We start from the raw sequence: 12,544 nt of genomic DNA, 5'->3' as shown, positions 1-12,544 counted from the left end.
CGGTGGCAGACGGATCGAAATCTGACGGCATCAACGGCTCGACGCGTGTACTCATCGTGGTAGCGGTTCTGCTGATCTGCTGTTGTGGTGGCATCATCACGGCACTCGTCCCGCTGGGGGAGATGATGTCGGCCGGGAAACGGCACTACAACCTGCAGTGCGATATCGCTCTCGGGCCGGAGCCCGGTGCTTCTCCCTCGCCCACCACCACAACGACCACGGCGCGGCCGGAGCCGATGACGCCGCGGCCGACCGCCAATCCGTACGCGGAGCTGAATTTCGACCCGAACGACCCGAACGTCACCGACCGGGATCTGGCCTGCCAGTCGGCGATGAAATCGGCGCCGCTACAGGATGAGCCGTGGCAGCAGGTCAATGCCAGTTGGGAGGCGGTCTGTGCGGCCGAGCTGGCGCAGCGATATCCCGAGGCGGGTGGCACCGCGACAATGGCCGACTATGCCCGCGATGTGATCTACAGCGCCTCGATCTACAGGTCGACCGGACAGTGCGTTCCGACCCGGGCGCCGGCGGCCGTCGCGATGGAGAACTGCGGCGATCCGAGTCGAGCCGTTTCCGCCGTGGTGCTACCGGCAGTCGTCGGTGATCAGGGATATTGCGGGCAGCTGGTCGCTCCGGAAGCGGCGTCTGCCGGCGACCTCGTGTTCTGGGAGTACAGGGACCGCAGAGCGACGCGGGTCGGCATCGCGCTCGGACCCCGTGAGCTGGTCACCGTGGACAGTGGAAAGTTCGTGCGTCTCGCCCTTCCCGAGGGTGCCGAAGTGCAGATCAAACGGGTTTTGGGGGCTGCCGCGTGACCAGCGCAGAAATCGGGCCGTTCTCGATAGAGGCCGTAGAGGCCGTTCTCATAGGGGAGGAACGGGACGGCGGTGATTCCCAGCCGGGGGAGCAGTCGAAACCCGGCGAGCAACGCCGCAACGGTGACAAGAACGGCGGGGGTCCGGGGGCGCCCTCGATACCCCCTGGCTCGCCGAACCCGAACGGGAGTGCGCCGCCGGCAGCCGGTCCCGCGCCCGCCGCCCCGGCCACCGTCGCGCCGGCGCCCGCCGCACCCGTGCCCGCCGCGCCGGCTCCGTCTGCGCCGGCGGCGCCTGCTGCGCCACCCCCGTCGCCCGTGCCCGCCACCGCCGCGCCGCCCCCGGTGGCCACGCCCGCACCCCCCGCCCGGAGCGCGGACCAGCCGGAACCCGAACCGCTGGTCGATCCGGAGACCGTGGAGAAGCTTGCGCCCATGGCCATGATGGCCGGGGCCGCGCTGCTCCCGATGATCGGTTCAGCGCTGTCAGGTCTACTCGGTGGTGGTTCCGGTGGCGCCGCCCCTGCCGCCACATTCGGTGGCACCGCCTTGGATCCTGAGTCCCAGGAGGCCATGAAGGCGCTGAAAGCGCTGGAGTCCGTCTACGGGGAGGGCGAGCCGACCGACCCCGGCATGAAGAAACTGCGAGACGAGGGCACCGATGCGGCTGCCGGCAGTGGTGACGGTCCGGCAATGGTCAAGGCGAAGCGGTTGTTCCAGGCCAATCGCGCCACTGCCTTCAACAATCTGGACAAACAGTTCGTGAACTACCTCTCGACCCTGGGTTCCTCGAACAAGGTCGACCAGAACGCGGTGCGGCGGCTGTTGAAGATGACGAACGAGGCATTGGCCGAGTTGGGTCCGACGGCTTATACGAAAGAGGGACAGCAGAAGGTCCGCCAGATCCTGACGGCGGCGCTGCAGACCGCGCACAAGATCGTATCCGGGGGAACGGCGAACAACGGCGACGCTGCCTCGGCGATCGATCAGCTCACCAACCAGTACCTGTACAACATCATCGGCAAAGAACTTCCCGGAGGGGTCAAGTTCAACGTGGCTGCCGCCACGGCCCAAGGGGGTTCGGAACGGGCGCAATTCGCGGTCAAGACCGCACTCGCCCAGATCGGTGACCCCTATGTGTGGGGCGCCGAGGGCCCGAACAGCTTCGACTGTTCGGGGCTCACGCAATACGCCGCCGCGCACGCGGGCGTGAACATCCCACGTACGGCCGACGAGCAGTACCGGCGGTTGCCGGCGGTGAATCCCGGCGATCTCCAACCCGGCGACCTCATCTTCCCGGCGACCAGTATGAAGAACGGTCAGGCGGGCCACGTGATGATGTACATCGGCAACGGTCAGGTGGTCCACGCGCCGAGAAGCGGTGAGACGGTGAAGATCACGAGTCTGCCGCGCAGTTACGAGGCCCGGCGCTTCGCCTGAACAGAGATTCGGGGCCCGGTGGACAGATCCACCGGGCCCCGAATCGTTCCCGGGCGGTTACGAATCCCAGGGGTCCAGGCCTCCGGCTGGATCCAGGTGGTCCAGATTCGCTACTCGGGTACTCCACCTCGCCAGCTCGCGGCGGGCGGATTCCGTCGGGGTGTTGTAGTAGTTGACCGCCGACTTCCGGAACGATTCGGAGACGTCGCTGGCGATGGCCCAGCGGGTATCGCGTCCGACCGCGTTCCATTCGTCCGCACTGATCGCATTGCGCAGCGCGATATCGGAATCCCAGTGTTGCCGGACCCTGCTGACGAATCCTTCGTTGATCGCCGCACCGGGGGGTGGTGTGCTCGTGTGCCGGGCGAAGTTCTCGGCGGCCACCACCGCCTGGGCCGCGAACGCCCGTTTGGTCGGATCGGTGTCCGTCGGCCGCAGGTGGTTCTCGACCGCACGGGATGCGGCGATGGCCTTCTGCAACGGTCCCCAGCCGTACGGGTTGGTCGACATACTGGCCTTCATGGCGGCCTGCGCCCGGAGCACCTGGTGTACCTGTTCGTCCGGCGTATTGCCGGCTCGCAGTACCGCGGCCAGGTAGCTGTCCGGCACCCGGCTGTCGCCGAGGCCGTCGAGCGCGTTGGCGATTCCGAGTGGCGCCGACATACCGCCGTGCGGATCGGCCCGGGCCTGCGCTTTGAGGAGCCAGTTCGCCCGGCCCAGCGCGCCCCACTTGTACTGCTCGATGCGCTGGTCCGCGGTGGCGATATTGGCCAGGTCGGATTTCTTCTTGCCGCGCGCCAGCGGGTTCAATGGGCCCGGCGTCGCGGCCAGCAGCCACCCGGTGACCGGCGAGCTGTTCACGGTGTTCAGGGCGGCGATCGCGGCGAGACCGCTCAACGATCCGCCGCCGCCACCGCCGCCGCCACCACCGCCCATCCCGAGCGCGGTACCCCCGCCGCCGCCCGATCCGGAACCGCTGCCCTGAATGGCCAGGGAGAACCGGTTGGCCACCCAGTCGTTGCCCCGGGACAGGCTCCGGTTGAGCCGCTTGACCTGCGAGATCGCCACGATCTCCACGACGCAGGCGATGACGATGACCGACATCACCTGGCCCTGCGCCTGGTCGAAGAGATTGCTCATGAACAGGAGGTAGATGCCGAGAAAGATGGTGAACGCGGTCATCCGGGCGGCGGCGATCAGTCCGTCGACGATATTGCGCACCAGGAATGTCTGGGTCGGGCCGTAGACGAAACCGCCTGCCGCGAAGCCGAATATCGACATGAAACCGTGGTAGATCGTGTTCAGGGCCGCCTTCATGACCTTCAAGCCGAGGTAGATCGCGAAGGCGAGCAGCAATGTCGCACAGACCAGCAGGATCAGGCCGGTGCCGACCTGCCCCATCGACGGATTGTCGGCCCGCTGATAGGCCGCGTCGTTACCGCACTGTTTGATTCCCTTCAGGACATTTTCGTCCTTACCGGTGAGCACCCCCGAAGTCCAGGCGGATTCGCAGGCCGGATAATTGTCGATGACTTGCCCGAAATTCCACACCTGTACGGGTTTCCGGGCGAAATTGTCCGCCAGGTCCTCCTGCATCGTCTTCACCAGCAGGACCGGGTTGGGGTTGCTGTCCCCGGTGAGCCCGGCCGCCACCGAGATACCCACATCCCGGCCCTGGGTGAGCAGGCCGTCGGAGGACAGCACATCGGCGAGGGGTTCGGCCAGGAACACCGGGCCGATGACAGCGACACCGAACATGAAGATCACCTGCATGGTGGCCTTGCCGGGGAAGCCGCGCACGATGAACCAGCCCACGAAAAAGGAGCCGCCGGTCGCGAATGTGATCAGCACGATCGGGGTGGCGATCTGATGGGACAGCGCCGCGGCGACACCGTTCAGCGCATTGGCGAACATATCGAGCCAGGTGAAACCGAAGGTGAAGCCGATTATCCAGATACCGGTGGTCACAATGGCCATGTAGCCCACGAACAACAGGCCGATCAGCGTCCACATCACGGTGTAGCCGGGGTTGAGGATACTGCCCCGGTTCGAGGCGAAGACATAGCTCGCCAACGGGACGCCGTTGGAATCGGTGATGTTCATCCAGCCGAGACCGTCGATCTGCGAGACGCCGCTGCTGACCTGCGCGGTCGCGATAACGCCGATAGTTCCCGGGAATACGACGAAAAGGAAGAGAAGGCCGACGACCCACAGGGCCCGCCGGTGCCAGGGATGTCCGGCCAGCCATTCGCGGGCTCGCCGGACGAGCGTATCGGGGTACCAGCGGAGCGGGTCCCAGCCGCTTTCTTCGCCGCTGCGACATCGGCGGTCGCGGACTCGGGCGAGCAGTGCGGGTCTCACCGGTGCCGTCATACCGCGCTCACTGCCGGACAGAAGTGATCCCGACCCGTCACGACGAGTCGCCCGGACGCGCGACGAATATCGGGACCGGGTATTTGGCGACGGCCGTTCGCCGCCGGCCGTGTGGAACGCAGGGTCATCCGGTTGTTCCTCCTGCGCCTGAATCCGGGCCTCGATGGAATGAGGGCATGATCGTGCACGTCACAGTTTACGAGTCGCTGACTCGATGATGACCTGTTGTACCAGGTCATCGTTTCCCCCCGGTGGGAATCCCGGACAATGAGCTCTGTCAGGAAGGAGAAGCGCGCATGGTCGGCTGCCGGTGCCCGCGATCGCGGTTCGACTCCTCCCGAATGCCCTGCCGCAGTGCCGATGACGACAGGATGACGCCGTCGGCGCTCGTCACAGCCATCGGCAGGTGAGGCCGTGGGCTTCTGGGATGGGATAGGCGGGGATATTGTCGTCGGCGCCGTGAGCGTCGCCGGCTTCGCTGTCGGCGGCCCCCTCGGTGCCGCGGTGGCCGGAGGTATCGCCGGCGGCGTGGCCTCCGGTTTCAAAGGTGAGAATATCCTGTTGGGAGCCGGTCTCGGTGTCGCGGGTGGGATGGTCGGCGGCCTGGGTGGGGTCGCGTTCAGAGGCGCGGCCAAGGGGATGGTCGGTGGGTTCCTGCGCCAAGGACACTCGCTGGATCTGGCCCGGGCGTTGGGCGGCAGTGTGGACAAAGTCGCGTTCGAGCGGTCGGGGTTGTTCATGCACAGAATCCCCGAACTGCTCGGGGGGTCGCACCTTTCGCCGTGGAAGACTTATATGGGTCTGTTGAACACGATGGCCACTCCGTACTACATGGACCAGATCCAGGGATTTCCCGACGAGGTCATGGATAAATGGCATAAATACATGGGATATCCCGATATCGAGCTGATCGATATCAGTGAGCAAGAGCTGTCGCCCATCCCGGACAGGATGCCGCACATCATGATGCCCGATCCGAATCGCCTACCGGAAGGACTCGCGCTCACTCCGCCCATGGAGGCGAACTACCGTACGGTGCCGGGCTCCTACGCGGAGTACTGGAAGAGCTTCGGGGAGAAACCGGGAAAACTCGAGCTGCCCAAGGAACTCGAAGTCAGCGATATCTCCGGCGCGGAGAAAGCCGGGATCCAGAACTATCCACAGCGAGTCGAGAAGCTGCAGTACACCTTCACCAACTTGAAGGCAAAGGCGGCTGTTGTCGCGAAGGCGAACGATCGGACCAGCGAACTGTGCGGCGCGGGCCGTAGCGATTTCAGCGGAGTCGTGAAGGCGTTGGAAGCGTTCGCCAAATCGGATCCACGGGATATGAAGCGTATCGGTACCCTATGCTCCGAGTACGCGCAGAAAGCGACCGACGTCAGTAATCTCAAGGTCTTCACGATCGACCCGGCGCCGCTGGGCGCCGGTGTGCCGAGCGAGGACGGCTACGCGTTCCTGCTCGTCGAGGCCGCCTACGACAACGCCGAGATCATCATGACCGCCTACGCGGCGGCATTCGATTCACTGGCCGCGCAGACGGAGGCCGAGAAGCCGGGTACGGAAACGGGCGCACAGCAAACGGGTGCCCCGCAGACCACGACCAACACCGGTAACGGCGCCGCCGACCCGTACTACGCGGGCGCTCCGACCTCGACTTGGCCGACGGCGCGGCCGAGTCCGTCGACGGTCGCCGCACCCACCCCGTGGAATCTCACGAGTGACAAGTCCTCGGGCGCCGGCGCAGATCGTCCGGCTGCCGATGTTCCGGGAGTCGGCAACACCGGAGTCGACGGGCTCGGTGCGGCATCGAGTACGCCCGACGTCGCGTCGCTCGCCGCCGCGGCCGCCCCCGCGGTATCCGCGGCAGGCAACGGGATGGGGTCCGCTCTCCAATCGATGATGCTCCCCATGCTCATGCAGGCCATGATGGGCCGGAATCGCCAGGGTGCCCAGGACGACCTGGAGACGGGACGCCGGGAGGGACGAGAACGGCAAGAGGACGGATCGGCCATGGCGATACCCGCACCGGCGGCCACCCCTACGCCCGCCACGCCCGCCACGCAGTCGCCGGGACAGCCGACGGCCCCGCCACCCGGTGATGCCAAACCCGTCTCGGCTCGCCCGGAGGCCGATCGCCCACAGGGGAAGCCGGTACCCGCCACCGCGCCGGAGAAGAAGGGCAACGTGACCTACACCTTCCCCGACAGCCGGACCCAGGAGGTCTCCGCGGTCGTGGCACGAGCATTGGACGCGGCCTTCGGCAATGCCGCGGGCACCGATGCCCGCGCGGCGTACACCGGGACACCGGCGGAGTGGAGCGATCCGAAACGGATCGGTCGCCGCATAGATCCCAGCGAGACCATGACCGGCGATGTCGGCGCCTGGGAAGACAGGTTCGCGCTGCTGGTTCAGTTCGACGGGCAGGACCTGCTCGAAGCAGTGGTCGACGGTGCGTTGATGCAACTGGCCGATCTGTCGCAGATGCGCGACGGTGCGGGTGAATTCGGCGGTTTCGTCGGTCTTTTTCATCCGCCCGGCATCGAGAAGGTGGCCGATGAATCCGCTGTGACAACCGTTCCCGCCGCGCCGGTCGACCAGACCGATTCCGGCGCCGTGGTGTCTCTCTGAGGGAGGTTCAGTGTCCGGGTTCAACGATGTTGCAGCATTCGCCGTCGATGTCGGTGTGAGCGTACTGGTCGACAAGGGGTTGGCCAGCAAGTTCGGGCCCGGAAGCGGCTTCGTAAGAGAGATGGTGGGGGGAGCGATATCCGGCGCAGCGGGTGGCGCGGCCGGAAGGATGTTCCAGGACGGCGCCGGATTCAACAACGCCTGGAACGGCGCGGTGGACGGTGCGATAGGTGGAGCCGTCGGGTCGGGCATCGGCTATTTCTGGGGCAAGAACCTGACGAAGGGCAAGACCGCGGCCGACGATGCCGTGAAAGAGGCGGACTCGGCCAAGAAGACCGCCGACGACGATGTACGACTGCTCGACGAGGCGGAACCTCGTCTGGAAAACGCGCGGTTGAAGGCGGAGGACGCCGAGCGCAATGTCGAACGGTTGAAACAACAGCTGGACGACCTCAAGGCACAGAACCCGCCTCCGCGCGATGCCGAGATCCAGCGGCAGATCACCGACAAGGAATCGCAACTGCACAGTGCTGAGGACGTGGCCCGCGATGCGCAGCGGGAGCTCGACGAGGCGATCGTGAAGAACGACGACGCGGAAGCCGACCGGTACGGGGTCCAGGACGCGCAGCGCAAAGCGGAGGACGGCCTCGACAAAGCCAAGAAAATCGCCGAAAAAAAAGGTAAGAGCCTCGAAGACTTCGGCAAGTGGCAGCGCGGTACGTTGATCGGTCTCGGTTCGGCGATCGGAATGTATGTCGGCAGCCACGACATGTGGTGGGAAGACTCCGCCGGAGGCACCCCCGGGGCGGCGGTGAACAAGGTCGATCTGCAGTGGGACGGCTACGCTCCTGCCGCGGCCGCCGGTGTGATGGGCACGCTGCCGTTCCAGCAGGGATCCAGCCCGCAGGCGGGTAAGGGTTTTCTGCTCCGGCCGGTCGGGCTCAATCCGAGTATTGCCGAGTGGTTCGGTGGTCCGTCCAACTCCTTCGCTTTTTCGCTGGTGGACACTTATCAGATGTTCGGAGATCTGAAGAAGCGGGAGACACTGACGATTACGCCCATTCCGAAGATGCCCGCGACAGTGGAGGGGGTCAAGGGCAGTGCCGGAGGCGCGTCGTACCAGGACAAGTCGAACTCGCTCAACCAGGCGGCGGAAACGTTGACCAAAACCCAGGGGAGTGTCCTGGACGCAATCCAGGCCGTCGAGAAAGTCAGCACGTTCGGTAAAGAGAATGTCGGCAAGCTGATCGTCGGTTTCAATCAGTACGTTGTGGCAAATCTGCAGGGCGACTCGGATATCGAGTTCATTTCCGTGATGGGCCAGGGATTCGCCGAACTCGTCAACGAGCTCGAGCGCTGGGCGGCGGAGAACAATGCCGCGGCCGGGCTGATCAACCAACCGACCACCGCCCAGGACCAGGCCGCCGCCAAGGGGCTGGCCGATTCGGTCGGCAACTATGCCAACCAGCAGCAGAGCCCGGGCCTCACCCCCGACAGTTCCCAGATCGGCGTGAACAACCCGTGGGATCCGGGCAATCTCGGCACCGGCCCGGGCTCGACCCCCGATACGTCGGATCTGAAGGATTCCGCCGACCGGTTCCGGGACCAGGCCGAGGGCCTGTCGGGGTCCGCGAACACCCCGTCGAACATCACGCCCGCCTCCTACGATCCCGGCGCCTCCCAGCTCGGGGCCGGGTTGGGGGCGGGGGCCGCCGGGTTGGGTGCGGATTCGATGGGGATGAGTAATCTCATGAGCTCGCTGCTGCCGATGATGATGCAGCAGCAGGCCATGCGGAATATGGCCGACAACGATATGTCCGGGCGGATGGACGATATCGATCCGTCCCGTTTCGACCAGGCCGCTGTCCCGACGCTGCCGCAGGCGCAGCAGCCGGTGGGAACCACACCGTGGTCGAATCAGGCGGCCGCGAACAATGCCGCCGCGACACCGGCCACCCAGCCCGCTACGCAGCATCCGGTCGGTGCTCCCAACGGTGCCACCTCCACCCAGCCCGGCGGCGGCGTGCCGCAGCGGATGCCCGGCGAGGACGGCCTCGTGCCCTACGCGTTCCCGGACGGCCGGACCCAGCGCGTCCAACCCACCGTGGCGCAGGCGCTGGACAAGGCCTTCGCGAACAAGAGCGGCACCGACGCCCAGGCCGCATACAAGGGCACCCCCGGTGCATGGGAGAAATCGAAGGATATCGGCGAAGGGGTGTACCCGCCGAAAACCGGCGACGTCGCCACCTTCATCATCCGGCAGCCGAAGACCGATTCGCAGAAGCCGGAACCGGTGCCCGCGCGGGCCGACGGGGAACCACGGATCCAGCCCGCCGCGATGGTCACCGTCGGCGGTGACACCGGCGAGGAAGAGAAGCCGCCGAAGGACAAGCCGGATACCGGGTCCAGTGATGAGCCGACGTACCGGACCGCCCTGCTGGTCGCGTTCGGAGAGGGCGAGAGTGGCACTCTGGAAGTCGTGGTGAACGGGGAACTCCAGCAGTACCGGGAGGAGATGTCCGATACTGAAGGTGACTTCGGTGAGTTCGCGGGCTTCAAACATCCGAAGGGGGTGGAGGCTGTGGGCGACAAGCCACAGGACTCCGAGACGATGGCGACCTCCGGCGACCAGACGACCGCCGATATTCCGGCGCTCGCGATGCCGGTCTAGGAGCTGCGGAGCCATGGTGAGAGGAGACAGGACATGCCGTTGAATGTCGATCTCGGTGAACTGGTGTCCGTCGCGGGCCGGTCGGCCGACCTCGCGCGCGTCACCGGAGCGGCGATGCCACGCGAATGGGTGCTGCCGGCCGGCGCCGACCCCATCTCGGCGCAGGCGGTTCCGCAGCTCAATGCGCAGGCCGCATCGCTGTTCAATGCGACCATCGGGGTATTGAACAAGATCCAGCGCGACGCCCACCACATCGGTGCGGCGGCCTCCACGTACTCCGGTGCGGACGACGAGGGCGCTCGTCGTGTCAACGCCTCGGGGGGTGAGCTGGTCACCAACCCCGTTCCGGCTGTGGAACCGGTGGGGTTCCGGCGGGTACCGGAGGGGCTGGGCAATATGCCGGTGGTCACCGGTGATCCGCTGACCTTCGCCAAACAGTTGCACAACGGGCCGGGACCGGAGCCCGCGCACCGTTTCGCCGATTCGGTGCGGTTGTTCAACCTCAGCTCACGGACCCAGGCGTCCGCCGATATGGATAGTGCGGGTTCGATCCTGCAGAATTGGACACCGGTCGGGACGGAGGTCGCCCAGCGATTCGCCACATATCGCGGCTGGATGGACCATTTGGGGGACGCGATGGAGAAACTGGCGCAGGGGGCCGACGACTACGGCAGCGCCTTCTCGCGCGCCAAGGCCAAGCACCCTACGCCGGAGGAGATCCTGGCTGCGCGCAAGCGGATGCTGGCCGCGGCGCGTTCGAAGAACCAGGCCGCGCTCGCCGCCGCGACCGCGGAGTACAACGAACTGAATGTTCGCTCGGGCGAAGCCGCGGGGTCCTATGCCACCGAAACCGGTACCAGTATCGCGAATTCATCCCAGGGCCAGGGTGCGGCGGCCGAGGCCGGTACCGGTACCGGCGGTTCCGGGGGCTCCAGCGATTCGCTGCAACAGATGTTGCCGATGCTGATGCAGATGATGCAGCTCGGCCAGGACGGCATGAGCCAGCCCGAGGATATTTCCGACGACGACTGGTACGACGACTCCTTCGACGACTACGGACTCGGCGGCTACGGGGTACCGTCGCTGGGCGGTCCGTCCGGCGGGTCGCCCTCGCTCTCGCCTTCGTTGCCGGGTAGCACGGTCCCCAGCACGTCCGATATCCAGGCGCTCTCGGCGACGACCGCGATGCCCTTGGCCGCCGCCACCGGCGGCAATGCCGGGATGCCGGCCCGATTGCCGTTGGGCGGTGACGGCGCCGCGGGCGGTACCGCGTACGGTCGCGGTGCCGCCGGCGCCGGCGCACCCATGATGCCCATGGGGGCGCCCATGGGTGGCGGGATGGGCGGTGCCGGCGGTGGTAGCGGTAACGAACGCAACCGTGTGGTCGCCTGGCATCCCGACCGGCTGATGTACGTCGACAACACCCCGCATACCGAACCCGTCATCGGGGAACGTCCCACAATCGCGCCGACGGTCACTCAGCCGACCCCGACGCCCACCAACCAGGCCCCCAGCCGCTCCGGAGGTAATGCATGAGCATCCACCCAGACGTGCAGGCCGCGCTGGACGCGGCCCGCGAACTACGGCATCGCATCGCCGATATGCGGGAGCGTATCGACGATGTGCGGGCCCGGCGGCCCTCGCCCAGCGGGACCGTCATCCCGGAGGTCGACGCGATGGGTCGGCTCACCAGCCTGTACCTGGCCCCCGGTACCGCGGGCCGGTTCACCAGCGCGGAACTCACGACCGAGATCATGGCCGCCATCCGGGAGAGCACCCGAGATGCCGCCCGGCAGTATCAGGCGATCATGGAAACCGTGATCACCGAGAACGCCCAGCACGCCGAGGCGGCCGGGGACGCCGACAGCGCCGGGGACGGCGGGACGGACGGTCGTGAACCGGCCGGTGTCGCCGAGGCGGTGCGGTGACCGCTCCCGAAGGCGCGGAGGCGGCGGACGATTCGGTATCGGCGGCCGATGCCATCGGATGGCTGCACGAGGAAGGTCTCACGCGGCTGGCCGCGCTGGGTTCCGGTGCGCCGAACCCGGCCGTCGCCTTCTCCGTCGATGTCGCCACCGGTATCGTCACCAAATACCCGGCCGCCAACGGAGGTATCGGGGCCGATTCGAGTACGGTCGCGGCCGATGATCTTCCGGCTCCGCTGGAGAGTCCGAACCGGCTGGTGATCGTCGGTATCACCAACAGCGACCAGATACTGGTGGTCGATCTGGCCGGATCGCTGGTCATCGGGATCAACGGTGAGCGGCCCGAATTGGCCGGGCGATCCTGGGTGACGCAGCTGATGCTGAACCCGGACATCACCGTGACCACCAACAGTGCCGAGGTGGCGATCGGCGGCAGCCCGCGGTGCCGCAAGAGCTTCATTCCCGGCGGTGGTGGTTCGATCATCAGCGTGGACGACGGAAATCCGCCGGTGACCACGGTGTCGATGAACTCCGAAGCGGAAAGTTCCGATTATCTGGAACTACTCGGAGACGGCGCCGGTGAGATGTACATGGGAGCGCGGGTGTGGCCGCTGCGGCTGGTGTTGACCATCGCCGATGCTCCGTGGTCGGCGCTGTCGGAAACCTTGGACCGGGCAGCCGGATAGATCCGCA

The 12,544-nt window shown here is 66.4% G+C and carries 8 protein-coding genes; 7 read left to right on the top strand and 1 reads right to left on the bottom strand.

The features are described 5' to 3' along the window. Window positions 1–2: 2 nt before the first annotated feature. Both ACWCPQ_RS28115 and ACWCPQ_RS28110 read left to right on the top strand, forming a co-directional pair. Window positions 3–815 (top strand): hypothetical protein, encoded by an 813-nt coding sequence (locus ACWCPQ_RS28115; RefSeq protein WP_449904402.1) that lies wholly within the window; start codon window positions 3–5, stop codon window positions 813–815. Further along, on the top strand, window positions 812–2,254 hold the full coding sequence (locus ACWCPQ_RS28110; RefSeq protein ID WP_449904400.1) for a C40 family peptidase: 1,443 nt from the start codon (window positions 812–814) through the stop codon (window positions 2,252–2,254). Before ACWCPQ_RS28115 ends, ACWCPQ_RS28110 begins: the two co-directional genes overlap by 4 nt. A 57-nt stretch (window positions 2,255–2,311) precedes the next feature. Here the strand turns inward: ACWCPQ_RS28110 and ACWCPQ_RS28105 are convergent, their stop codons facing one another. After that, a complete protein-coding gene (locus ACWCPQ_RS28105) occupies window positions 2,312–4,627 on the bottom strand; it encodes a hypothetical protein (RefSeq protein ID WP_449904397.1) in 2,316 nt (771 codons plus the stop codon). A gap of 414 nt (window positions 4,628–5,041) precedes the next feature. On the opposite strand from ACWCPQ_RS28105, the gene ACWCPQ_RS28100 reads away from it, so the two are divergent. Genes ACWCPQ_RS28100 through ACWCPQ_RS28080 form a run of 5 tightly spaced genes read left to right on the top strand, consistent with a single transcriptional unit; the run spans window position 5,042 to window position 12,537 of the window. After that, complete coding sequence (locus tag ACWCPQ_RS28100) at window positions 5,042–7,255, top strand: hypothetical protein (RefSeq protein WP_449904395.1); 2,214 nt, start codon at window positions 5,042–5,044, stop codon at window positions 7,253–7,255. Window positions 7,256–7,265: 10 nt separating this feature from the next. Continuing rightward, window positions 7,266–9,926, top strand: a complete 2,661-nt coding sequence (locus ACWCPQ_RS28095) for a hypothetical protein (protein ID WP_449904393.1) — start codon at window positions 7,266–7,268, stop codon at window positions 9,924–9,926. Between the two features lie 33 nt (window positions 9,927–9,959). Further along, window positions 9,960–11,462 carry a PPE domain-containing protein gene (locus tag ACWCPQ_RS28090; protein ID WP_449904391.1) on the top strand — a complete coding sequence of 501 codons (1,503 nt, stop codon included), beginning with the start codon at window positions 9,960–9,962 and terminating at the stop codon, window positions 11,460–11,462. Next, window positions 11,459–11,854 carry a YbaB/EbfC family nucleoid-associated protein gene (locus tag ACWCPQ_RS28085; protein ID WP_449904389.1) on the top strand — a complete coding sequence of 132 codons (396 nt, stop codon included), beginning with the start codon at window positions 11,459–11,461 and terminating at the stop codon, window positions 11,852–11,854. The genes ACWCPQ_RS28090 and ACWCPQ_RS28085 overlap by 4 nt, the downstream gene beginning before the upstream one ends. Beyond that, complete coding sequence (locus ACWCPQ_RS28080) at window positions 11,851–12,537, top strand: hypothetical protein (RefSeq protein ID WP_449904387.1); 687 nt, start codon at window positions 11,851–11,853, stop codon at window positions 12,535–12,537. Before ACWCPQ_RS28085 ends, ACWCPQ_RS28080 begins: the two co-directional genes overlap by 4 nt. The last annotated feature ends 7 nt before the right edge of the window (window positions 12,538–12,544 follow it).

This window comes from Nocardia sp. NPDC001965 (genome assembly GCF_053594175.1).
The sequence above is the reverse complement of the archived record's forward strand: the minus strand, read 5'-3'. Positions and strand labels throughout refer to the sequence as shown.